Below are 23,961 nucleotides of genomic sequence, written 5' to 3'. Positions count from 1 at the left end.
CCTCAATCAGCAGCAGTCAAACCACATAAGTCCAGTTGCTGCTTTTGATGGGCCCTCAGCACATCTCGCTCAAACCCATCAATCTGCTCGTTGAACAACTGGTGAAAGTTCAACTCTGCACGCAAATGCAGAAACACAGACCCAAGCCCAATGGCAGCACGATCCATGAAAACGAAGTAGCGGGGGATCTTCACCGGACCCAACTCTTTCAAAGACTGGTGCACCCGGAACGCTTCTTTCCGGCCATAGGTAGCTGGAGACACGCCATCCGCAATGGAACGCGTCCTGTCACTGAGCAACGGACCAAAAATGAAGTTCGCCCAAATGTTCAGCGTCTCGATGAGTTCCTTCGTCAGCCCTTCAAAACCCCAGGTCTCATAGGCTGAAACCACCCGAGCCTGATCATCCTCAAGCAGCCCGTGGTACAGATCCACAACCCCCTGAACAAAGTCAGGCGGAAAGATCCGCACACATCCATAATCCAGCAGGTTCACACCCGCAGGCTCTTTGCCATCCTCAAAGATCGTGTAGTTGCCAAGATGAGGATCTCCATGGATCACTCCGTAATGAGCAAAAGGGTGCCACCAAGCTTTGAACATAACCTGCGCGATCTTATTACGGGCCTCCAGCTTCTCCTGCCTGTATGCAAGCAGTGGACGCCCCTCTAACCAGCTCATGGAAAGCAAACGTCGCGTTGAAAGATCCTCAACCACCTCTGGGGTCTGGATCTCCTCGTCTTTTGCAAACACATTGGCATAAAGCTTCGAGTGTCGCGCTTCACGTCGATAATCCAGCTCTTCGCGCAGACGGGCGCCGACTTCCTTCGCAATCTCGGATGTTTCAATCGCGGGCCGAAACCGCCGGTGCAACGCCAGCAGCATATCAAACTGGTTCAAATCGGCCTCTACCGCACTATCCATATCAGGATATTGCAGCTTGCACGCCAGCATCGATCCGTCTTGATTAAACGCGCGGTGCACCTGACCAAGAGAAGCCGCAGCGGCTGGCTCCTTCTCAAACTTATCGAATTTGCCTTGCCACCCCGGCCCAAGCTCAGCGCGCATACGTCGCTTAACGAATGCCCAGCCCATTGGCGGAGCATTCGCCTGCAAACTAGCCAGCTCTGCTGCATACTCTGGCGGCACCGCATCAGGGATTGTCGAAAGCAGCTGCGCCACTTTCATCAGCGGCCCTTTGAGTTCTCCGAGAGATTCGGCAATAGCAGCTGCATTCTTTGCGGGGTCTTGATCCCAGCCGAACAACCTGCCAGCAGCAAGCTTGGCTGCAATGCCGCTCATATTGCCGCCAACCTTGGCATAGCGGCCAATGCGGGCAGTCATTCGGTTTGCTTCGCGATCACGAGATGAAGGCATATGGGGTTCCTGCGTCTCACACTCTTTATGCAATATATAGTGCACTGCAAAACCTAGCAGAAAACGCAGAGAACCCAAGGGCACTTTTGAGATTTACCTAATCACATCTTTGTTCAGGCTTGCTCACCCCTCTCTGCAAACTCGAGCTCAAACTCACTCTCAACCGCATTGCCATGAGACGTCACAAACTTGCCGGACCCAGATACGCCTTCAAAATCCCCGGTCCCGGAACCTGGCACCACAGTCATTTCCGACCGAACACCCTCAGCATCAAAAACACCTGTCTCCTCAACGAGAAACGTGCCTTCACGCGGCCCGCACCGACCGGACACCTGTGTGTAACCGTTGTAATTGCCCAGCTTTTCAGTCACATACGCCAACTGATAAAACGTGTTGACCTGCCCAACAATATTCCCTCCAACGGGACCAAAAGCACGAACAGCTGCAATCTTACTCGTACTGGAAAGTGTCTCGGAAGTCTCTTCTTGCCATTCTTCAACTTTGTAGGTGCACTTGAGTTTTGCCATCTTCAACTCCTCGATTGAACGAACTGAAGATCTAATGCGCTCCCAAGAGAAGGGCTTGTAAAAGCGCGACAGCTGCTATCTTTTATGCTCATGCCAAATCAGGATGACACCTCAAACCAGATCAGCGGCCTACTGAACCAGCAATGCAGCCTCCAGCATTTCAATCTGGACTGGCTCGAGCCTGCCGAACCGTTACAGGAAGCGATCGAGTTTTACTGGCTGATCACATGGGATCTGCGAGATAAGCCACCTTACGAGCAAGCCAACCTTCCGCACCCGTCCCAACACATCGTCATAGACACCACCCAAACAACAGGTGTTTTTGGCATCAACACGGGTGTCTTTCATTATACGCTGCAGCAGACGGGCCGCGTCTTTGGCGTCAAATTTCGCCCTGGAGCCTTCGCAGACTTCTTCCACTACAATCCTTCACAGCTGCTCAACACCCACGAGAGTATTGAGCCGTTCCTCAAAGTTCCAGAGCAACAACTCATTTCAGACCTAAGGGAAACCAATCTCCCGAAGGCCTTTGCCCAACAGATGGATGAGCACTTGCTCAAGCTCCAACAGCCGCTCACAACGAAAGCAAAAGATGCCCGTGCACTAGTCGAGCTTATTGCTCAATCAGATGAGATCAACAACCTGACAGACCTTTCCAGGATCTCTGGCACCCAACCAAGAACAATCCAGCGTCTGTTCCAAAGCCACGTTGGCGTAAACCCCAAGTGGGTGATTGAACGATACCGTATGCTGGCTGCGGTTGACGCGATTAATCAAGGCCAGAACCTGAGCCTGACCGACCTCGCTCATTCCCTCGGCTACTTCGACCACGCCCATTTCAGCAAAGCCTTCAAAAAACTAACAGGCCACACTCCAAGCCATTACTTGCCGGAAGCCGAACCGATCTAAGCCGTTTCTTTCACAACAGCATCAAGCGCTTGCCCGATTACGTGAGCATGCGCTCTGATACCTTTGTAAACCAGTTGATCCTCAGTCAGCCCGAGAACTTGGGTTTTCAGGCCTTGCGCCAACTGATCTCCATCAGGGTGTTCTAGCAAGTTTTTGATGGGATCATGATGCACACGGATTGTGAAGAGGATGTCGCCACTCTCTGGCAACCGTCGCAGTGTTTGCTTTTCAACACGCACATAAAGCTGCTCAAGAGTCTGCTCTGGTTGAGAGAAGGCCTCAGGTTGCAAACGAGAAACAGGATGATGCAGGTCGCCATCCGTATAGAGCGACCAATTCAGGCGCCAGACGGGCTTGTCAGCTTCCAGCCGCTCAAAGATCCGCTGAACCATCTGTCCCATACGGTGGCCATTGAAGTCCGGCACACCCTCATGGATGGCAGTCATTGAACCACCGAACTTCTCTGCCAAAGACCAGCTGGAGGGAAAGCACAGGCTCGCCGCCACAAGCCGATACCCGTCCTCTCCTTTGCGCATCAGCACCAGATCTTCCTGCACCAATCGGGAGATCGACAGAAGCGGGGCTTCAGCACCAGCAGAGAGCTCGATACTCTTGTCACTTCCCCGCAAAGCCAGAGCTCCATCAGCATCACACGTATAAAGCTCTGGAAATTGAACCAGCAAGTGCGATGAGATCAACTCAGCCACCTCACACTGAGCTGTTTCCGTATTTGCCTCAGCAGCAAACACAAACGCGCTTGGGTCAGCTATGAGCCGCTCTTTTTCATCTAAATGCGCAATCAAAAACTCATCGGGCTCAATCCACTCTTTTAAATCAAGTGGTTCAAGCCCTACGGTAAACGGCTTCTTGGAGCCATCATAAGGTGTATGAGCAAATCGCGACATCAAACGCCCTCCCCATGCAAACCATGCACCGGATGGAGGGCATTCAGCAACCTAGACGGATTACCCGAGCTCTTTCATGAAATGCGCAAAGGAGATGATGCCTTCTGGCCATGGCCCCTGCCCGCTCTCAGAGTTGATGTGGCCACTCTCACCCGCATCCTGGAGACGCGCGTTCCAGAGCTTCGCAAGCTGCTCCGCACGCTCATAGGTGCAGTAAGGATCATTCCGGCTGGCAACAACCTTCGCATGGAATGGCAACGGAGACGTTGGGAACGGACCAAAGTCGTGCAGTTCAGCTGGCACACAGGAGCTGTCATCAACATCTGCCGGTGCAACCAGATAAGCGCCTTTTACCCAGTTCTTGATGCGAGGGGCTGCATGAACAACGGTCGCAACACCAGCGGAGTGTGCAACAAGCACCACCGGACGTGTCGCTTCCTCAACCGCCTTCACAACATTGTTCACCCACTCTTCAAGATCAGGCTTACTCCAGTCTTTCTGCTCAATGCGCCGACCAGTGGAGAATTTAGCCTGCCAGCGGCTTTGCCAGTGATTTGCGTCGGAGCCATGCAGGCCGGGGACAATCAGAATGTCCGCCTCAGAAATCTTCATAGGGTTCCTCAATACGTGGTCGTGCTAAAAAGTCTGGCAGCTTAATAGGACGAAAATAGCCGGTTTTCAAAGCTCCAGCCCAATCTCCACGCTGATTACGCGCAGCTTTTCTGCTCGCATGGTCCCAATCATAGTTCACCATGCGCTCTTCAAAGGACCAACGCGTGCCAACACGGGTCACAATCATATACCGCGCATGCGGACTTCCAACTTCCATCACGTGCGAATGCGGCTTGTCATCATCATATGCCGGGAGCCCCACACTGCCTGCATTCATAACGATTTGACCTGTGGTCTCCAGCCAAACCACCCGCGGAATATGGGTGTGCCCACACACGATCAGCGGGGAAGTCACATTGCCAATATGCTCCAGTACGTACTCAGGAGACGCAAGCTTAGTACGGTCACCACTTAGCTCCTCAGTCAGATAAACATTATCCGCCGATGGCGTGCCATGACACAAAAACACATTCTCCACGTGCTCCATCTGCGTCGGCAACTGCTTCAGCCAGGCCTTTGATTCATCAGAAAGCAGAGAGTAGGCATGCGCATCGCTTGGTCCCATGTTGGACTGGGCATGGTCCACCAGATGCCGGTCATGATTGCCACGCACCGTGAGCCAGTTTTCAGCAATGAGATATTGAGCGGTCTCTTCTGGCCACAACGGCCCGGAGACACAATCGCCCAGATTGAACACCAGATCCGGCGACTTCCGTTTGATGTCACGATGAACAGCTTCCAGAGCAGGCAGGTTACCGTGAATGTCGGAGATAACCGCAAATCTCATAGCAAAAACTCCAAAAGCGTATTCCAGACGAGCAACTCATTTGCGAAAAAAGAATACGCACAACAACATTGGCAAAACGGTTGGCCAAGCCACTGCATCAGGCAGCAAGCTTTGCCAGCACTGGCGTGATTAAAACCTTAAACAGACCAAGTTGTCAGCGAGGTTCGCCCAGCAGTGTCAAAACATTGCCAAACGGATCATGAAAATGTGCAAGAACTCCGCCCCAAACCTGCTTTTCAGGCGGGCTGGAAAAGGCAACGCCCTTTTCTGAAAGGCGTTCATAGGTATCGACAATATCGTCCACCTGCAAAGAAGCACCAAGGAAGCGACCAATATACTCGCGGTCTTCTTCATTATGCGCCTGCTCAATAATGAGCTCAGCGTTGTCGAGCTTGGCACCAAACGCGCCAAGCTCAGGCATATCCCAGCTGAGAGGAAGACCCAGCGTCTCAGCATAAAACTCCTTGGCCTTTCCGATATCATTCACGAAAATCCGCAGACCATAAAGCTTCATCTTCCCCTCCACTGCTATCAACGGGGCAACTTAGGCTTCGCCAAACACCCGCTTAAAGATCACGTCAACGTTCTTGGTGTGGTAGCCAAGGTCAAAGCGCTCGCGGATCTGCTCTTCAGACAGGTGCTTGCGAACATCTTCATCGTTCAGCAGCTCGCTCAGGAAGTCCACGTCTGCGCTACCGGAAACCTGATAGCTGTCCCAAACCTTCATCGCATTGCGCTGAACCAGACGGTAGCTGTCTTCACGAGAAGCGCCAGCCTGTGTCAGAGCAAGCAGAATACGCTGAGAGTGCACCAGACCACCAAGACGATCCATGTTACCCATCATGCGCTCAGGGTAAACCACCAGATTTTCCATCACGTTGGTCAGACGAGCCAGCGCAAAGTCCAGAGTTACAGTCGCATCAGGACCAATCATACGCTCAACGGAAGAATGAGAGATGTCACGCTCGTGCCACAGAGCAACATTTTCCATTGCAGGCATCGCGTAGGAGCGAACCATACGCGCCAGACCGGTTAGGTTCTCGGTCAGCACTGGGTTACGCTTGTGCGGCATCGCAGAAGAACCCTTCTGGCCTTTGGAGAAGAACTCCTCAGCTTCCAGAACTTCGGTACGCTGCAGGTGACGAACTTCAGTCGCCAGACGCTCGATAGAAGACGCAATCACACCCAGAACCGCGAAGAACATAGCATGACGGTCACGTGGGATCACCTGAGTAGAAACTGGCTCAGCACCCAGACCCAGCTTCTCAGCAACGTGCTCTTCAACGCGAGGGTCGATGTTCGCGAAGGTTCCAACCGCACCGGAAATCGCACAGGTCGCAATCTCTTCACGCGCCAGTTCCAAACGCTTCTTACAGCGATCAAACTCAGCATAAGCCTGCGCCATCTTCAGACCGAAGGTCACTGGCTCAGCATGAATTCCGTGGGAACGACCGATAGTTACGGTGTCTTTGTGCTCATACGCGCGGCGCTTGAGAGCTGCCAGCAGCTTGTCCATGTCGGCCAGAAGAATATCCGCCGCGCGAACCAGCTGAACGTTGAAGCACGTATCCAGAACGTCAGAAGAGGTCATGCCCTGATGCACGAAGCGCGCATCCGGACCAACGATCTCAGCAAGATGCGTCAGGAACGCAATCACGTCGTGCTTGGTTTCACGCTCGATCTCATCAATCCGCGCAATGTCGAAGGTAGCCGGACCACCCTTCTCCCAGATCTTTGCAGCAGATTCTTTTGGGATCACACCCAGCTCTGCCAAAGCATCACAAGCATGAGCTTCAATCTCAAACCAGATGCGGAACTTTGTTTCAGGAGACCAAATAGCGACCATGTCAGGACGCGAATAGCGCGGGATCATGCCAGTCCTCGTATGCGTTACAATTCTGTCGCAGGATGTAGCAGCACAGGCTTCCTAGAACAATGCCAGAAAGCAGCAGGAAGACCGAAAAAACGCGTTTTTTTGGAGAATTTTGCGTTGCTATGTGTACGTGAAGATTTCTTCATTCCATGAAAAAAGAACCTACAGTTTTTGATCAAAATTTTCTCAATCAAACACGCCACAAGGACATCGCAAAATCTATCCAGTTTGAGCCCGGCAGAACTTCCTCTATGCTATCTCACCTGAACATTTCATCGTGGTTCTTGGAGGGGGATATCACATGCAATTGGGCGCTTTCTCAATCAGCCTCACAGTTAAAGATATCCACGCATCAATCGCGTTCTACAAGAAGCTCGGTTTCACCTGCGATCCCAGTTGCGATGGCTCGAACGGTTGGGCGATCATGAAGAACGGCGCGACGATCATCGGGCTGTTTCAGGGGATGTTTGAAAAGAACATGCTCACCTTCAATCCCGGTTGGGATCAGGAAGCTCAGGCGCTGGATGAGTTCATTGATGTGAGAGAGCTTCAGAAGCGTCTGAAAGCTGATGGCGTCGAAATCCATGGACCGGAAGCTGACGAAACCACCTCAGGGCCAGCAAGCTTCACGGTGGTTGATCCCGATGGAAACCCAATTCTGATTGATCAGCATAGATAGCCGGAGAGAAAGCTCTCCTGCCAGCTACGACAAACGTTGAGCTTTAGTAAGCCTCTCAAATCCCTCTACACTCCCCTCATAAATCCAATGAGGTGCGTGAGTGACTGTTCCTTCAGTTGAATTTGCCGATACCAAAGCCTGCTATCTGGAGTTCGAAGCTCCGGATTGGCAAACCCATTTCATTGAAAGCACATTCTATCTCCGCGATAACGGCACTCTCTCAGCACAAAGCAAAGGAAACTTCGCCTCTCCTTATGCCTCCCTGCGATTTGAGTACTCCACCGACCGAACAGAAGGTCCGCCAAAGCTCAAGTACGTTCCGCCCAAGCCGACAATATCTCCTAAGACCCGCCAGATTTTCGGTGTGATTTGGGGTGTAAAGTTCAAACAACTGCCACCATTGGCGGTCCAACAGCCGCCCATGGCAGCACTTGATAAGATCAACGCAATCCATTCACACTGTGAGCAACACTCTGGAGAGCTGGAAGGCTTCCATCAGGCTCTCATCGAAACCTGTACAATCCTGATGTCTCTCACACCGAGCGATGAGAACTCACACCAGCTGGTAACTGCGCAGTCAGCACGCACACATCGCCGGCAGTTCAAGTCGCGTATGGGTATCTCACCCAAACCATTTGCAGCACTCAACCGATTTCAGAGCGCACTATCAGACATTTCACAGAGCAACTCATCGCTCAGCGACATCGCCTACGAACATGCCTTCGCAGATCAGGCGCATATGAGCCGAGATTTCAGAGAGAAAACCGGCCATTCCCCTGCACAGTTCAGAGAAGTCTGGTCAGAAGACAACTCTGTCCGTTTTCTTCAAGACCATCAGGAAAGCCCGGCATTAAGACTAGGCATAGTAATAGATTAAACCCATAGGACATTAAGAATGCTCGCAGATAGCATGACAGAATTCACGCCGCGCTTTGCAGATTATGAGAAAAAAGTAAGAGACAGCTTTGCCCGCCAACCAGCTATGACTTCACTTGGCATCGAGATCGCCAAAGTGGAACCAGGCATCGTCGAGCTGACCATGCCGTACAACAAGGATTTCACCCAGCAACACGGCTTCCTTCACGCTGGCATCGTAACCACGGCCTTGGACAGCGCCGCCGGATACGCTGCCTTCTCCCTTATGGAGGAAGACGCCGCCGTGCTCACAATCGAGCTGAAAACCAATCTGATGAACCCAGCCGCGGGCGAACACTTCGTGTTCCGGGCGAAAGTAGAAAAACCCGGCCGCACCATCACCTTCGTCAACGCCGCAGCCTACGCCATCAAAGACGGCATCGAGAAAAAAGTCGCCACCCTCTCCGGCACCATGATGGCCGTCCGCGGCAGAGCAGACATTCAACAATAGGCGTAAAAGGCGAGAGAAAACATCTCTCGCCGAGCAGCTTTCAAAAGTGATGAGTTACTTATTTACTCGTAGAACTAGCGAAGGTGTTGATCTGCTGTGCTCTCCAGAAATGAAGCTCACACCAGCCACATCAACCGAGCGTTTACTCCCAGTGTCAGTCTCTACTTCGTTAATCCAACTCGTGCGGTTCACACCTCCGGAAATCCTCACATTCTTTGAGAAAGAACCCGCATCTTTTGTATAATCATCAAAGACATAGCTCTTCACTTTGTCATCGAAGAACCTGATAGATCCATACTTCATGCTTGTTGCCAGGTAGCATGCAGGCGATGCTTCTGTCGCATCCGGTGACTTGTACTCACCCAGAACAATCACGCTATCATTGTTTGGGGCGCGATAAGCCTTGGTCGTCTTTCTATCAAAATTTCGGCTCTCTGCGATCGAAACCAATGGGAGGTCATAACTTGCAGAAGAAGCCACTTTCCATCCCACCGATTTAAGATATCTATCTCGTGCTTTTGCGCTCGAAGAAATACAGGCTTTTTCAAAAACCTCCCAAGTCTGGAGGTCCGTTTCTGAAGGCACATTAGTCGTTTGAAGGCCGCCTCCACATGCACCTAGAGGAACAACCATCGATAAAAGCAACAGTATGTTTTTGACACTCATGAGAGCTCCTATCGCAACGATTTATCTACGGGAAGATTTCATCTCAGCTTGCACTTGGTCTCTGTCCCCTTCAAGAAACCATGACTTTCTTTGGTGCAATCGATTGGAACTTTACGGGCAACCCGCACAGTAAGTATGTTCGCCCGATCTCCGAACGCCTGTTTCAGACTTGCTTCAACGGTACGTTTTAGATCTGCTTCACTGCGCCGGTGCTCCCATCCATAGGGAATAACTGTCACCGTTCCCGGTTTGAAGTCACTTACAAATGTTGCATCACCGATCTTGAAAGTGTGCCTTCCTTGCCCAGATTTTCCAGAAACAAATGCATATTTGCCAGACCGCGCAGGCTCCGAATAAGACATCAGGAAGTAGTCGTCATCGTGCTTGAAAGTCACTCGATATGATCCCAAAAGCCCGTCAAACACTTTGAAGGTCAGCTTGTTTTTATTGCTTTCTTCTTCGTCTTCACAATCTTCTATTGCACCCGAAGCATTCACCTTGCAGAAAATCGAAGACAGATCTGGCTGAACGCTTCCATAGCGCCAAATCAGATAATTCTTAGTCTTGTCTATCGGAAACACCGCTAAATGCGATTGATTGCTGGTGGGCTTGTACGACCCACATGCACTGATCGTAAATGCCATAGCCAACATCGCCAGAAGATTGCGCATGATCCCGCTCCGCTCATACGATTTAGAGCATCAGTCTAGAACCAAACAGCAAGGACCAGCGCCCTTCAGATCTGACTGAAAACTTAAGTAAGCGTGGGAAAACTCGTAGGGGCATACGCAAAAAAGGCGAGAGCAATTGCCCTCGCCTCCTGAAGAAATCCAACTCGGTTTGGCTTACGCCTTATCCATCTCTTCCAGTTCATCAATGAACCGCTCGATCACGGCCAGACCTTTTTGCCAGAAGGCTGGGTCGGTGGCATCTAGGCCGAATGGGGCGAGAAGTTCGCTGTGGTGTTTGGTACCGCCTGCTTTCAGCAGGTCGAAGTACTTCTGCTGGAAGCCTTCCTCTGCTTCTTCGTAAACCGCATAAAGCGAGTTCACGAGGCAATCACCAAAGGCATAGGCGTAAACGTAGAATGGTGAATGGATGAAGTGCGGGATGTACGTCCAGTAGTTCTCATAGCCGCCCTCAAGGTCAATCGCCTCGCCAAGGCTCTCTTCCTGAACGCTCATCCAGATCGCCGAGATCTGTTCAGAGGTCAGCTCACCTTCTTTACGCAGCTCATGCACCTGGCGCTCAAACGTGTAGAACGCGATCTGGCGAACCACCGTGTTCAGCATGTCTTCCACTTTACCCGCCAGCATGATCTGACGCTTTTCAGGCGTTTCCGCTTTTGCAAGCAGATCCTTGAAGGTCAGCATCTCGCCAAACACAGAAGCAGTCTCAGCCAGCGTCAGCGGTGTTGGTGCCATCAACGCACCATTAGGAGCCGCCAGTACCTGGTGCACACCATGGCCAAGTTCGTGCGCCAAGGTCATCACATCACGAATTTTGCCCTGATAGTTGATCAGCACAAACGGGTGCGCACTTGGAACGGTTGGATGAGAAAACGCCCCCGGAGACTTACCCGGACGAGCCGCGCCATCAATCCAGTTTTTGTCGAAGAACTCTTCTGCAATGCTTGAAAGCTCTGGCGAGAACTTGGAATAAGCGTCCAGAACAGTGGTCTTCGCCTCATCCCACGGAATGTCACGAGTATCCGCCTGCGGCAGTGGCGCATTGCGATCCCAGAAGTGCATCTTCTCAACACCAAGCCACTTGGCTTTCATCGCATAGTAGCGGTGAGACAGGCGCGGGTAAGCAGCACGAACAGAATCCACCAGCGCATCAACCACTTCCCGCTCAACACGGTTGGAAAGGTGACGACTGTCAGCAATGTCTTCAAAATTGTGCCAGCGATCGTAGGTGTCTTTATCCTTCGCCAGCGTGTTAGTGATCAGCGTAAAGATGCTCAGGTTCTTGGCAAAGGTTTTGGAAAGTGCACCAGCCGCCTTCTTACGCAGCTCTGCATCAGCACCCTGCAGCAGGTTCAGCGTCTGCTCAATGGAGAGCTCTTCGCCATCAATCTCATAACGGGACCCGGAAATGGTCTCATCAAACAAACGGTTCCACGCAGCAGCACCAGTCACATGCTTTTCATGGAAGAGCTGCTCAATTTCCTCACTGCGTTCATGAGGGCGCTCTTTGCGAAGGTCTTCCAGCCAAGGGCGATAGTAAGCCAGTTTCTCTGACTTCAGAGCCTCTTCCAGAACCGCTTCATCAATCTTGTTCATCTCCAGAGAGAAGAACAGCATGTGAAGGCTAGCGGTTGTCAGCTTTTCCTGCACATCGCCGTAAAACTTCTGGCGCGCCGGATCGGTGGTGTCACCGGCATAAGAGAGGCCGGCATAAGAGCCAATGCGACCCATCAGGTCTTCCAGCTCTTCATAACGGCGAACGATCTCGGCCATCTCGTCACCGGAACGAGCAGCGATCTCAGCAAGTTTGCCTTTGCAATCTGCCTCGAATTGCTCTGCCAGTTCTTTCGCACGCTCCATATCCTGATCAATCGCAGGATCTTCGATAGAGCTGTAAAATACAGAAAGATCCCACTCCGGTAAGTCACCAAGGCTTCCGGCTGTCATTGCAGCCTCAGCACTTTGATAAGCGATAGGGAAAGGAGTGGCGTGCTTAAGTGTCATTTGAGCGTCCGATTGTGGGTTGGCATGTAACCAAAAAAGAAATCTGAGGTGCGCAGAACAAGTTCCGTAGCACACTGTTTAAATATGCGTCCAATCCGTGCACATGCAATGGCGTGTTTTCACAAGATCCCCAAAATGAAGTGGGCAATTTGTTTACCAAATTGAGTGCAGGATGACCTGAATTGGCACACTATGCATTACTGCCCAATCAATTTGAAGGGATTTCCCATGGCACAGCGCATTTTGATCGTAGATGACGATCCGGTCCAACGCCGCCTGCTGGAAGAGGCAGTGAAGCGGTTCGGATACCGCTCCAAAAGCTGTGTTGATGGCCGTGAAGCGCTGGAAATCCTGACAGGAAGTGCCCAATCCGAAATCGATCTGGTCATTCTGGATTTGATGATGCCGGAAGTTGATGGATTTCAGGTTCTTAAAGAAACCCGGGAAGCCAAAAACGCCGTCCCGGTCATCGTGCAGACCGCCAATGGCAGCATTGAAACCGTCATCGAGGCCATGCGGGCAGGCGCTCAGGATTTTGTCGTCAAACCAAGCCGTCCAGAACGTCTTCAGGTTTCCATCACCAACCTGCTGAAAGTCGCCACGCTGGAAGGCGAACTCACCCGCATCCGCAAGCATTCAGAAGGCACGCTCACCTTTGACAACATCGTCACGCGGTCAGAGCCAATGGACCGTGTGCTGCGGCTGGGCGAACGGGCAGCATCCTCCAACATCCCGATCCTGATTGAAGGCGAGTCCGGTGTCGGTAAAGAGCTGATCGCACGTGCCATTCAGGGCTCCAGCGAGCGCAGGTCCAAGCCGTTTGTTACGGTGAACTGCGGTGCCATTCCCGATCATCTGGTGGAGTCCATCCTCTTCGGTCACGAAAAAGGAGCTTTCACTGGCGCTGTAGACAGGCACATCGGTAAATTTCAGGAAGCAAACGGCGGCACGCTGTTTCTGGATGAGGTCGGCGAACTGCCTCTGGAAGTACAGGTCAAACTTCTTCGCGCTCTTCAGGAAGGTGAAGTGGACCCAGTTGGCGCCCGCAAGCCTGTCAAAGTGGATTTCCGCCTGATCTCCGCAACCAACCGCCGCCTGATCGATCAGGTGAAGGAAGGTAAGTTCCGCGAAGACTTGTATTATCGCCTCAACGTCTTCCCAATCTGGATCCCTCCCCTGCGAGATCGTAGTGAGGATATTCCCGAGCTCACACGCCATTTCCTCGCGCGTTTTGCTGCAGAAGAAAGCAAGCCTCAAGTTACGGGCATCACTTCTGACACGGTCAATATGCTTAAGAGTTATGACTGGCCTGGCAACATTCGCCAGCTTGAAAACGCAGTATTCCGCGCCGTTGTCCTGTGCGATGGTCCAAGCCTGACATGCGATGACTTCCCGCAAATAGCTCAAGCGACTGATACGCCAATGAGTTACGCGGCAGCGCCGTCTGTTGGAAAAAAAGAGCCGCAAGCTGACGTCTATTCTTCATCCCTAAGTGTAGCGAGTAAATGGGAGGAACAGCAGGACGAACAATTTCTTCATGTCGAAGCCGTATCAGCCTTCGATGCGGAGCAACCTCCCTTTGGATATATGCGTTCACTCGATGGCGAAGGCCACGTACGCACCCTGACCGGCGTCGAAGAAGAGATGATCCGGACAGCCATATCCCATTACGGAGGCCGCATGACCGAGGTCGCCAAGCGTTTGGGCATCGGGCGCTCAACGCTTTATCGCAAGCTGAAAGAATACGGTCTGGAAGAAACTCCAGAAAACAAAGCGGCGCACTAAAGCGCAAGTCGCAAGCGTGGCGCAAGCCAGGAGAACGAAGTTCGCTTATCAATTTTGATTGAGCGTACTTTGAGGCATTTTCTAGCACAATATGTGGCAAAAAACCGTGGGTTTAAGTTCATATCACTGAACCTTGAATTTAAAACATCACGCACACGTGCTATCTCAAAACGCATTAGTGTATATGCGTAATAAATATAAGTTTGGGCAAAACAACACTCTTAGATTTCAAGGTATTCGTCTTCTGCTTTGAAATATCAAAGAGTTATCAGGTGGGTAGTCATAAATGTTTGGTAGAACGAGCACATCAGTATTGCTCGCAGGGGCAGTTTTTGCGCTTTCATCAACTTTGTACTCTGCGCAAGCCGCAATTCCTGACAATTTTGACGCGCAGCTCGAGCAAGTAAACCTTGCTCTGTCAAATCCGGTTGCGCAGGAAATTCAAAAGGCGTTCAGCAAAAAGCATCGCCGCCAGAACTTCCATGCAAAGCGTGAGGCAGCTGCTGCAAAACTCTTCTACGAAAACAGAAGCTTCCAGCCAGCCTGGATCCTCAAAGGCAAGCTCTCATCCGGCGCTCTGTCCGCCATTGAAACTCTGCAATCCGCTGATGAAGAAGGCCTGCACACCGCTGACTACCCGGTTCCGGCAGCTGACTTCAATGCAGATGGCAAAGCAACACCTGACCAGATCGCTGCAGCTGAACTGGAACTGACCCATTCCATCCTCAAATACGCAGAGGACGCACAGGCTGGCCGCGTCAGCCCCTACGCGATTTCCGAGGACATCACCCTTCGCCCAGAACGCCCGGACCCGATTGAAGCGCTGACCTCCGTCGCGCGCTCGGCAGCTCCGGCACAGGTTTTGGCAGCATTCAACCCACCGCATGCTGAATACAAAGCCCTGAAAAAACAACTCGCTGAACTGCGCGAGCAGACCCACAATGGCGATCTTGAAAAGCAGGTCGTTATCCCAGCTGGTAAGCTCCTGAAAGTCGGCAGCAAAAGCTCCCGCGTTGCTCTGCTGCGTGAGCGCCTGAGTGTTCCAACCGTTGAATCCCAGATGAATGTCTACACGCAGGATCTGGCCTACGCCGTTGAGGCATTCCAGGCTGCAAACGGTTTGCATCCAGACGGCGCTGTCGGCCCGCGCACTCTGCTGGCCCTCAATGGCCGCGTGAGTGGTGACCCGATCAAGGACGTCATCGCCAACATGGAGCGCTGGCGCTGGATGCCGCGGGATCTGGGTGAAACCCACCTGCGCGTCAATATTCCAGAGTTCATGGTTCGCCTGAACATGGAAGGCTTCGTTCTGTATGAGACCCGCGTTGTCGTTGGCAAACGCTCCAATAAGACGCCGGTATTCTCAGACAAGATGCAGCATGTGGTCGTGAACCCATACTGGAACGTCCCATATTCCATCGCATCCAAGGAGCTTCTGCCGGAACTGCGCGCAAGCAACCCGCAAAGCTACCTGCAAAAGGGCAACTACGAGATCGTATATGGCGGCAAGATCGTTGATCCACGCCGTGTGAACTGGGATGCAGTAACCTTCAAGCAGATCCGTATTCGTCAGCGTCCGGGCCGCGGCAATGCACTTGGCAAAATCAAGTTCATGTTCCCGAACAAACACAACGTATACCTGCACGACACACCATCCAAGTCGCTGTTCAACCGCTCCGAACGCGCCTTCTCTCATGGCTGTGTGCGTGTGCAGAACCCGTTCGAGTTCTCAGATGCTTTGATGGCAACACAAGACACCATCACCGGCAATTACATTCGCTCACTCGTAGGTAAGAAGCAGACACAAGTGAATCTGCAAAAAGATATCCCTGTCCACATCTCTTACTTCACTGCATTTGTGGATGAGGCCGGAAAGCTACAAAGACGTCCGGATATTTACGGACACAATCAGGCTGTGATCGACGCTCTGAATCTTTAAAATTGTCACAATCCACATGTATCCACAGTGATATGACGACTTATGCGTGCGGATTCGCGCGCATTTGTCGCATGTAAATAGCGGTTTTTGGCAAAAAACTTGGATTGTTGCCGGTAAGTCACTAGTTCGCGTTAATTGTAACTAAAGTAAAGGCTCATTAACCTTGTCCGCACTAGAACGAAAGAGGTGGGGCTCTGGGGTAAGGTTTTAGCCGATAACGCGAAAGCGAGATTCAATTGCGTGACATGATTGCATTCGGGCGCTCGGACTTTGGTAAACGTCTGCCTGGCATTTCAATGCTGGTCGCAGCTGTTCTTTGTGCGTTCTTCCTCACCTCAATTGCTTCGGCTAGTGCGAGTACACGCACGCTAAAGCTGTACTTCACCCACACAAAAGAGCGGGCGGAAATCACCTTCAAGCGCAATGGCCGCTATGACAAAGAAGGCCTTCGCAAGCTCAACAACTTCCTTCGGGATTGGCGTCAGAATGAGCCAACCAAAATGGATCCTGAACTGTTTGACCTCATCTGGGAAGTTTACCAGAAGGCCGGTACAAGCAAGTACATCCATGTGGTCTCAGCATACCGCTCTCCCAAAACCAACAATATGCTCCGCAAGCGCTCCAGCGGTGTGGCTAAAAACAGCCAGCACACCAGAGGCCGCGCGATGGACTTCTTCATTCCAGGTGTAAGCACAGCAAAGCTGCGCGCCCTTGGTTTGCGTCAGCATGTTGGCGGCGTCGGGTACTACCCACGCTCAAACACACCGTTCGTTCACATGGACACTGGCTCCGTGCGTCACTGGCCACGTATGACACGCTCTCAGCTGGTCAAGGTGTTCCCAAAAGGCGATACCATTCACGTGCCGTCTGATGGCAAGCCTTTGGCACGCTACAAGCAGACCCTTGCTGAAGTGAAGCGCAGAGATTCAGGCCGCTCAACAAGCGTTGCAAGCCGCTCCAGTTCTTCTTCTAAAGCAAGCGCCAGAGCAACGTCATCCAACAGCGGTGGCGGCTTCTTCTCTCGCCTGTTCAGCAACTCTGACAGCAATGAAGCAAGCAAACCAGCTCCTACACCGGCAACCAAGACACCACGTGAGCGTGAGCCTGATCCAAGCCGCCGTGTAGAAAACGAGTTCAACGCAATTCCGCAGCCAAAAGTGGCACTGCTGGCAACACAGCCAGCAGCAAGCCCGGTTCCGGGAGCAGCATCACCACTCGCTCTGGCGTCGATCACACCCTACGCCAAGCCTAAGGCTGAAACCGAGGCAGCACCTGAAGCAACTGAGCAGAACCTCAATCTGTTCGCTTCCGCTCGCCCTCGCATCAAGCCACAGCAAATCATTCAGGTCGCCGCTTTGCCGGCGGCCACCCCTGCTGCACCTCAGCGCGCGCCAGTTATTCCGCAAAAAGTGGAAACACCAAAAGACGGCATCGCGGCAATTATCGCAGCAACTGGCGAAAAAACACCGGATAGCCTTCGCCCGCTCGTGAACTCACAGCTCGCGTACGCCTCCCCGGCATCTGGAAACGAGCAGGCTAAGAACAAGTTCAGCAAGAAGTCCGCACTCTCCGCTCAGGCACCATTTGCTGAGCAGCGCTTGCCAAACCTCTTGCCGCCAAAGCCACAACCGGCGCAGCAGACTGTGATCTCCAAAGCAGTCCATAAAGCACCGCTCACAGGTTTCCATTCTGCACCAAAAGCAAATGCGGTGCTGATGCTAGACCCAACCTGGACCGCCAGAAACCGCCGCACCATCACGATGGAACATCCTGACCAGAACCAACTGGCAGTTCTGATGTCACCGGTCACCTCCGTCCTGAAAGATGCTCTGGCCCAAACGCCATACCGCCCGATCCGCAAACGCATCAACCGCGGCTCAGCAATCGCATGGCTCGACTCTATCTACACAGGTTCAGTCAAAGTCTCTTCTCGGTAAGCATCCCCGCTTCCAGTTGAGAACCTAGCCCTTTCAACGCAAGAGCACTCAGCCTCGCGACAACTGCTTTCTATACCAATCTCAAAGACAGCTAGGCTCAGCTCATTCCCTCCAGAGCACCGGTTTATGTTTCCCAACAAAAAAGGCCCCTCACTGCAGTAAGGAGCCTCTTTCAGTATTCTCGATTTGCTGGATGAGCGCTTACGCGTCCACCTCAACAGGGCCAGCCATGCCAAGCGCATGCAGGTAAAGGTCGAGGATCGCCTCTTCTTCTTCACGCTCATGTGGCTTACGCTTACGCAAGGAAACGATCTTGCGCATAACCTTCACGTCAAAGCCGTTGCCCTTAGCTTCCGCATAAACATCCTTGATGTCGTCCGCGATAACTTTTTTCTCTTCTTCAAGACGTTCAATACGCTCAATAAATGCGCGCAGCTGATCTGCTGCTACACCACCGGCATCTGACATATGAAATCCACCTTACGTTCGTGCGAAACACCATTAACCTTGTTGTCTTGCTGCCAGAACTGAGCAGACGGGTCAACCGTTCACGATGTGTTTTCAGCAACCTTCACAGGATCTGGGGGAAGAACTAAGTTTCAATGGGAATATAAAACACTCGCCTCAATTGATGCACAATCAGCTGGCAACACTCGTCACAAAATTCATCTTAGCGTTGCAACTCACACCACCGATCCGATAGTCTCAATCCATTCAATGGCTTCCACCTACCGTAAAGATAGGTGCCGTTACGTACGCACTGCTGCATAGATCAAAACATACTCACAATTGTCCAAAGATAAATCTGCGCGACAAATTCACACCCTAAATATATCAGAGTGCTTCATCTCTAAGCGGAAGTGTTCATTTGAAAATTTAAGATGACAACTTTTCCATTTCCATTCAATGGAACAACGCTACGAAACTTTTCCTGACAAAGTGTCGCATTACAAAGAAATAACTTGCTGCAGCACTAAGGATTTTCATGTAGGTGGCCGGACCGATGCTTCAAAGCTGACCACAAAAACCGGACATTTGTCCGAAACGGCGTTTATCTCTTTGTCTTCTCTTTCTAAATATATTCGCAATAAGCAAGAGGAACTGTGGGAGGAGATAAGCTTTTTAGGCTTTCCTCTTGATTCCATGCAGAACTCAGGCCAATAAAGATACTTAGATTCCTAGAGGTAAGATCCGACTTTTGGATCATATTTCAAGTGTTGACGGGGGTCGTCCACACTCATCCAGAGTCAGGGCGGGGCAACCAAAGCATGACATGTCGGGTTTTCATCAATTCATCATCCTGCCGTTTTTGTGTGGCCAATGGTGAGCTGGGGCAACGTTCTTTACTCAGAACAACCTGTATTACCCTTTAGTCGTGCTCTGAAACGCATCGGCCATGGGCCGAACCACGTTGACAAGGGCATCAACTGAACGCATTAAACTGCCGTTTGTAGCTGTACATATGACTGTTATGAGAACATCCAGAAACGACTTCGCATCTGCTGTAACAAACCGTTTTCGGAAAAATTCACTGGCTCTTGCCTGTGTTGCTTTTGGAGTTCTGAGCTTTCAGCAGATCCCCTCTGCAAAAGCCGACTTTCGCGCATGTAATAAGACCGAAAGCACAGTCAACATCGCAATAGGCTACCGTGATGGCGCCGATTGGATCACCGAAGGATGGTGGACCATCGACAAAAACGCCTGTGACACGTTGGTGTCCGGCGATTTGGCGTCACGTTACTATTACTTGTACGCAGTACAAACGGATCAAAATGGCGAATGGGATGGCAAGGCGTATATGTGTGTACGTCAAAAAAAGTTCACCATTCGCGGTATAGAAGACTGTGTCGCTCGTGGTTATGAGCGAACAGGTTTCTTTGAAATAGATACAGGCGAGCAAAGCAGCTGGACGGTCCAGCTGACGGAGCCGGTAGAGCAAGGAACAGGTGGACGATGAAGCGTAACAGACGGGTCAAAATTCTAGCAACTCTCGGCCCGGCGTCTTCCGAAAAAGAAGCAATCAAAAAGCTATGGCAGGCAGGTGCGGACGTTTTCCGCATCAATATGAGCCACTCCTCCCACGAAGTCCTCAACAATCTGGTTGGTCGCATCCGCGAAGTTGAAGCAGAAGTAGGCCGTCCAATCGGCATTCTCGCTGACCTGCAGGGCCCTAAACTGCGTGTTGGCACTTTTGCAGATGATGCGAAGCCAGTTCTCGAAAATGGCGCAACCTTTGTTGTAGACGCAAACGAAACCCCTGGTGACGCATCCCGCGTTTACCTCCCACACCCGGAAATTCTCGGCAGCCTCGAAGTTGGTCACCGTCTCCTCGTAGACGATGGCAAGATCTGCCTGCGCGTGACTGAAGCATCTCCGCAGCGTTGTGTGACCACTGTTGAAGTGGGCGGCAAGATCTCCAACCGTAAAGGCGTTTCTGTTCCAGATACAGAAATCCCAGTTGGCGCCCTGACCGAAAAAGACCGCGCAGACCTGCTGGCAGCTCTCGATGCAAAAGTTGACTGGATTGCACTGTCCTTCGTACAGCGCCCAGAAGACCTCATCGAAGTGCGCAACACCACTCAGGGCCGCGTTGGCGTTCTGGCTAAAATCGAGAAGCCTCAAGCAATCGACCGTCTCTCCGAGATCATCGAGCTGTCCGACGCAATCATGGTTGCTCGTGGTGACCTTGGCGTTGAAATGCCTCTCGAGAAGGTTCCAGGCCTGCAGAAGCGCATGATCCGCGCATGCCGCAAAGCTGGTAAGCCAGTTGTTGTTGCAACACAGATGCTGGAAAGCATGATCACCTCCCCAGTGCCAACCCGCGCAGAAGTTTCTGACGTGGCAAACGCAGTGTTTGAAGGTGCAGACGCAGTAATGCTCTCCGCAGAATCTGCTGCTGGTGACTTCCCGTTTGAAGCTGTTGCGACCATGGACAAAATCGCGACCGAAGTTGAGCAGGACGAGAACTACCGTTCCATCATCCACGCTCAGCGTACAGAACCAGAAGCAACCGGCGCTGACGCAATCACTGCAGCAGCTCACCAGGTCGCTGAAACTCTGGATCTGGCTGCAATCGTGACCTACACCGCATCTGGTGGAACTGCACTGCGCGCTTCCCGCGAGCGTCCTGCAACTCCAATCATCGCGTTCTCTCCTGAAATGTCTACAGTTCGCCGCCTGACCATCGGTTGGGGTCTGCACTGTGTGGCTAACCAGGATGCAGCAACTGAGGAAGACCTCATCAACCGCGCATGCTGCCTTGCAAACAACGAAGGTTTTGCAAAGCCAGGTCAGCGCGTTCTGGTTTCTGCTGGTGTTCCATTCGGCACCCCAGGTTCCACAAACATGCTGCGCGTCGCGTTCGTTGGTTCCGAAGACGCATAAGCCGTCAACCAACACATCCAACATTACTGAAAAAGCCCGTGATCCAGTATCACGGGCTTTTTTCTTTCAATCGATTAAACCGCTGATAGCCTAATGAGGGCTTAGCCAACTTCCATTAGTAAAACGCCCACTTAAAATCAGTGAGCCATTCACTTTCATCCCATAGTCGCCGCGCAACTTCAGGGTTCAACGCATGGCTGGCGATGCGTGCAACGCCAACAGGACCAACACTCTCCATCCGCTTCGTAGGGCCGTAGTACCCATTCGGCTCAGCTTCTACGCCAGCTGCTGCCAATACAGTCGGCAACGCACCTTTCTCAGCAGATTGAGCAAACAGCTTGTTCATCCATTTATAGGTCTTGCTCATCAGACCAGTCGGCCCCGTGCTCTGCAGATTGGTGGCAGACCACCCCGGATGGCCCATCGTGACAAAAGACGCACTCCCCGCATCTGACAGACGCCGCTGAAGCTCCAAACCAAACATCACATTCGCCAGTTTGCTTTGCGAGTAGGCTTTCATAGGCGCGTAGGTTTCACGCATCATCAGATCGTTGAAGTTGATCTTGCCCATCTTGTGAACAAGGCTCGCAACGACAACAAACCGCCCCTGAGCAGCTTCAACATTAAGCTTCAGCAAGCCGGACCAGAGAAAATGGCCAAGATGATTGGTCGCGAACTGCAACTCGTAGCCATCAACACTCTTCAACTCAGGCGTTTGCATAATACCAGCGTTATTGATGAGCCCATCGATCTTGGTGTATCTTGAAGCAACAATTTCTGCTGCAGAGCGAACGGACACCAAATCACTCAGATCCAACTGAACCAGATCAATTTTTCCTTTCGCTTGAGCTTGCAACGCATGTTGGGCAGCTGAACCTTTTTCAGCATTCCGGCAGGCGATAACTACATCACCGCCCGCTCCCGCGAGCATTCTTGCTGCCTCAAACCCAATTCCGGAGTTACCGCCTGTTATGATATAAGTCTTACCCTCAAGAGAAGGCAGTTGGTCCGCAGTCCAATCGGAAACTGCGCTGCTCTTGTTCGCTGTGCTCATTTCATTCTCCAATACGCAGCACTCACTCTGCTGCATAACAAAGTTGACAATATGAACTATAATTGTCAACTAGGTAAACATGAAAACAAACTTTGACAAAAAGAAGGCGCTGGGTGTTTTCGCTCAATACGGCTTTCGGAAGACTTCAGTCGGTGACGTTGCAAACGCGGTCGGCCTCTCACGCCAATCGCTCTATAAAAAGTTTGGAAGTAAGGAAGAGCTGTTCCAGACCATAATCGAGGAATACTCTGAAGAGATCGGTCTTCAAGCACTGGAAATCCTTGAAGAAAAGTCAGATGACACTAAGTCCCGCATCCTGAGCGCATTAGACACTATCATTGGTCAGCACGTCGACCTGATGCGAAACTCTGTACATGGCGCTGAGCTGGTTCAGATGGGTGAGCAGGTCATGTCATCCGTCGGCAAAGGCCTGATGCCCCAGGTCATGCTCAAAATCGCTGATGTCATTGTTGAGAGTTATGACGACCGCACCAAAGATCAAGCGGAAGATGATGCTTTCATCCTCTTCACCCTCGCCAAAGGGCTGTCTCTCACAGTCTCAAGCTACGCGGAATATAAAGACGGCATCACAAGAGCCGCTGATCGCATTCTGGGCTAAAACCCCACCTGCTAGTGATACTGCCCCCACAGTTCCTCACGCAGGCTTTTAACGGCGTCCTGAGCATTCTCCAACAACGGATAGATGCTCAGCACATGCTGGAACACCTCCAGCGCCTTCTCATTCTCACCTGTCTTTCTAAGGATCATGGCAAAGCCAGAGAGCGCCGGATAATGCCGTGGCTCAATCCGCAGCACCTGTTCAATATCCGCAAGAGAACGTCCCAGATCTTCCTTCAGGAAATGCACCGTCGCCCGTCGGTTCCATCCCTCTACATATCCGGGATCAAGACGAACCACCGCATCCAGCAGATCCAACGCCAAACCGTATTCCTTGCCCTCAATAGCCCGCGCAGAGCGCATCATGAGCAGATCCAGCGTATGGCTCCCTGACTGCATGAAAAGGCTATGGATGCGGCGTGAAATCGCCTGAGCGTCTCCCAACGTGTCAGCATCCCTAAGCTCCAGAAAGAGCGCATCCAACAATTGCTGACGCGTATAATGCGCAGAATGTCCGTGACCAGGCGCCGACCGCCCAATCTGAGCAGGCCCGCCAGCAGGCCCATCAAGAACCGCATCCGGCCCCATGTTGAGCTTTGGATGCCCATCTGGCAATCCGCGCACCACCTGCAGATCTGAGCGCCCTGTAGAGCCATCACGCTCAAAGGCCACAGAACCACCAGTGATCAACAGACATACCAGTGCTGCTGCACTACCTGCCACGGCAGAGCGCCTTAACCAGTCAGAATGTCGAGAGAAAGAGGCCCTTCCAGAAAATCCGGAAAGTCTATTGAACAGAAACCTGAGTGCTCCTGAAGCGAAGCTGTTTGGGCGTTCAAACGAAAAAAACCGCA

The 23,961-nt window shown here is 51.9% G+C and carries 23 protein-coding genes; 10 read left to right on the top strand and 13 right to left on the bottom strand.

The annotated features are described in order from the left end of the window. Positions 1-2 precede the first annotated feature (2 nt). Both PJE062_RS19930 and PJE062_RS19925 read right to left on the bottom strand, forming a co-directional pair. Positions 3-1,373, bottom strand: a complete 1,371-nt coding sequence (locus PJE062_RS19930) for an AarF/ABC1/UbiB kinase family protein (RefSeq protein ID WP_008551487.1) — start codon at positions 1,371-1,373, stop codon at positions 3-5. 113 nt (positions 1,374-1,486) lie between these two features. Then, a complete protein-coding gene (locus PJE062_RS19925) occupies positions 1,487-1,900 on the bottom strand; it encodes a DUF3224 domain-containing protein (RefSeq protein ID WP_008551555.1) in 414 nt (137 codons plus the stop codon). 84 nt (positions 1,901-1,984) lie between these two features. Between PJE062_RS19925 and PJE062_RS19920 the strand changes: the two genes are divergently transcribed. Next, on the top strand, positions 1,985-2,809 hold the full coding sequence (locus PJE062_RS19920) for an AraC family transcriptional regulator (protein WP_008551449.1): 825 nt from the start codon (positions 1,985-1,987) through the stop codon (positions 2,807-2,809). Here PJE062_RS19920 and PJE062_RS19915 read toward each other — a convergent pair. From PJE062_RS19915 to purB, 5 genes are all read right to left on the bottom strand, one after another. Next, positions 2,806-3,714, bottom strand: a complete 909-nt coding sequence (locus PJE062_RS19915) for a DUF3445 domain-containing protein (RefSeq protein ID WP_008551546.1) — start codon at positions 3,712-3,714, stop codon at positions 2,806-2,808. The two genes, PJE062_RS19920 and PJE062_RS19915, sit on opposite strands and share 4 nt — an antisense overlap. A gap of 60 nt (positions 3,715-3,774) precedes the next feature. After that, positions 3,775-4,326, bottom strand: coding sequence for an alpha/beta hydrolase (locus PJE062_RS19910; protein WP_008551663.1), 552 nt, complete (start codon positions 4,324-4,326; stop codon positions 3,775-3,777). Further along, positions 4,313-5,113, bottom strand: coding sequence for a metallophosphoesterase (locus PJE062_RS19905; RefSeq protein ID WP_008551496.1), 801 nt, complete (start codon positions 5,111-5,113; stop codon positions 4,313-4,315). The genes PJE062_RS19910 and PJE062_RS19905 overlap by 14 nt, the downstream gene beginning before the upstream one ends. Before the next feature lie 154 nt (positions 5,114-5,267). Continuing rightward, the gene (locus PJE062_RS19900; protein ID WP_008551442.1) at positions 5,268-5,627 is read right to left on the bottom strand and encodes a VOC family protein; all 360 of its coding nucleotides are present in this window, start codon (positions 5,625-5,627) and stop codon (positions 5,268-5,270) included. A gap of 30 nt (positions 5,628-5,657) precedes the next feature. Next, entirely contained in the window at positions 5,658-6,986 is a 1,329-nt protein-coding gene (gene purB / locus PJE062_RS19895) for an adenylosuccinate lyase (RefSeq protein WP_008551578.1), read from the bottom strand. 301 nt (positions 6,987-7,287) lie between these two features. On the opposite strand from purB, the gene PJE062_RS19890 reads away from it, so the two are divergent. From PJE062_RS19890 to PJE062_RS19880, 3 genes are all read left to right on the top strand, one after another. Further along, the gene (locus PJE062_RS19890; RefSeq protein ID WP_008551519.1) at positions 7,288-7,665 is read left to right on the top strand and encodes a VOC family protein; all 378 of its coding nucleotides are present in this window, start codon (positions 7,288-7,290) and stop codon (positions 7,663-7,665) included. 100 nt (positions 7,666-7,765) lie between these two features. Next, the gene (locus PJE062_RS19885) at positions 7,766-8,542 is read left to right on the top strand and encodes a helix-turn-helix transcriptional regulator (RefSeq protein ID WP_008551404.1); all 777 of its coding nucleotides are present in this window, start codon (positions 7,766-7,768) and stop codon (positions 8,540-8,542) included. 18 nt (positions 8,543-8,560) lie between these two features. Then, positions 8,561-9,031, top strand: a complete 471-nt coding sequence (locus PJE062_RS19880) for a PaaI family thioesterase (protein ID WP_157039262.1) — start codon at positions 8,561-8,563, stop codon at positions 9,029-9,031. A gap of 54 nt (positions 9,032-9,085) precedes the next feature. On the opposite strand, the gene PJE062_RS19875 is transcribed toward PJE062_RS19880, so the two are convergent. The 3 genes from PJE062_RS19875 to PJE062_RS19865 all read right to left on the bottom strand — a co-directional run bounded on the left by PJE062_RS19875 (position 9,086) and on the right by PJE062_RS19865 (position 12,390). Beyond that, positions 9,086-9,697, bottom strand: a complete 612-nt coding sequence (locus tag PJE062_RS19875; RefSeq protein ID WP_157039261.1) for a hypothetical protein — start codon at positions 9,695-9,697, stop codon at positions 9,086-9,088. A gap of 38 nt (positions 9,698-9,735) precedes the next feature. Next, positions 9,736-10,368 (bottom strand): hypothetical protein, encoded by a 633-nt coding sequence (locus PJE062_RS19870; RefSeq protein WP_008551329.1) that lies wholly within the window; start codon positions 10,366-10,368, stop codon positions 9,736-9,738. Positions 10,369-10,542: 174 nt separating this feature from the next. Continuing rightward, positions 10,543-12,390: a M3 family oligoendopeptidase gene (locus tag PJE062_RS19865; RefSeq protein WP_037037754.1), complete on the bottom strand. Its 1,848-nt coding sequence runs from the start codon at positions 12,388-12,390 to the stop codon at positions 10,543-10,545. 228 nt (positions 12,391-12,618) lie between these two features. Here PJE062_RS19865 and PJE062_RS19860 point away from each other — a divergent pair, with 228 nt between their 5' ends. The 3 genes from PJE062_RS19860 to PJE062_RS19850 all read left to right on the top strand — a co-directional run bounded on the left by PJE062_RS19860 (position 12,619) and on the right by PJE062_RS19850 (position 18,051). After that, positions 12,619-14,175: a sigma-54 dependent transcriptional regulator gene (locus PJE062_RS19860; protein WP_008551667.1), complete on the top strand. Its 1,557-nt coding sequence runs from the start codon at positions 12,619-12,621 to the stop codon at positions 14,173-14,175. Positions 14,176-14,461: 286 nt separating this feature from the next. Continuing rightward, positions 14,462-16,114, top strand: coding sequence for a murein L,D-transpeptidase (locus PJE062_RS19855; protein ID WP_008551365.1), 1,653 nt, complete (start codon positions 14,462-14,464; stop codon positions 16,112-16,114). Positions 16,115-16,359: 245 nt separating this feature from the next. Then, positions 16,360-18,051 carry a DUF882 domain-containing protein gene (locus PJE062_RS19850; RefSeq protein ID WP_008551331.1) on the top strand — a complete coding sequence of 564 codons (1,692 nt, stop codon included), beginning with the start codon at positions 16,360-16,362 and terminating at the stop codon, positions 18,049-18,051. Positions 18,052-18,252: 201 nt separating this feature from the next. Here the strand turns inward: PJE062_RS19850 and PJE062_RS19845 are convergent, their stop codons facing one another. Beyond that, the gene (locus tag PJE062_RS19845; protein ID WP_008551513.1) at positions 18,253-18,519 is read right to left on the bottom strand and encodes a DUF2312 domain-containing protein; all 267 of its coding nucleotides are present in this window, start codon (positions 18,517-18,519) and stop codon (positions 18,253-18,255) included. Positions 18,520-19,513: 994 nt separating this feature from the next. On the opposite strand from PJE062_RS19845, the gene PJE062_RS19835 reads away from it, so the two are divergent. Beyond that, positions 19,514-20,008, top strand: a complete 495-nt coding sequence (locus PJE062_RS19835) for a DUF1036 domain-containing protein (RefSeq protein ID WP_037037809.1) — start codon at positions 19,514-19,516, stop codon at positions 20,006-20,008. Beyond that, positions 20,005-21,435 carry a pyruvate kinase gene (gene pyk, locus PJE062_RS19830; RefSeq protein ID WP_008551633.1) on the top strand — a complete coding sequence of 477 codons (1,431 nt, stop codon included), beginning with the start codon at positions 20,005-20,007 and terminating at the stop codon, positions 21,433-21,435. The genes PJE062_RS19835 and pyk overlap by 4 nt, the downstream gene beginning before the upstream one ends. 115 nt (positions 21,436-21,550) lie before the next feature. Here the strand turns inward: pyk and PJE062_RS19825 are convergent, their stop codons facing one another. Continuing rightward, on the bottom strand, positions 21,551-22,489 hold the full coding sequence (locus PJE062_RS19825; protein WP_208982405.1) for an oxidoreductase: 939 nt from the start codon (positions 22,487-22,489) through the stop codon (positions 21,551-21,553). Positions 22,490-22,568: 79 nt separating this feature from the next. On the opposite strand from PJE062_RS19825, the gene PJE062_RS19820 reads away from it, so the two are divergent. Next, positions 22,569-23,108, top strand: a complete 540-nt coding sequence (locus PJE062_RS19820) for a TetR/AcrR family transcriptional regulator (RefSeq protein WP_008551317.1) — start codon at positions 22,569-22,571, stop codon at positions 23,106-23,108. Between the two features lie 11 nt (positions 23,109-23,119). On the opposite strand, the gene PJE062_RS19815 is transcribed toward PJE062_RS19820, so the two are convergent. Continuing rightward, on the bottom strand, positions 23,120-23,830 hold the full coding sequence (locus tag PJE062_RS19815) for a tetratricopeptide repeat protein (protein WP_008551612.1): 711 nt from the start codon (positions 23,828-23,830) through the stop codon (positions 23,120-23,122). Positions 23,831-23,961 lie beyond the last annotated feature (131 nt).

Source organism: Pseudovibrio sp. JE062 (assembly GCF_000156235.1).
Lineage (GTDB): Bacteria > Pseudomonadota > Alphaproteobacteria > Rhizobiales > Stappiaceae > Pseudovibrio.
Note: the sequence above shows the minus strand (reverse complement) of the source record. Positions and strands in the feature narration are given on the sequence as shown.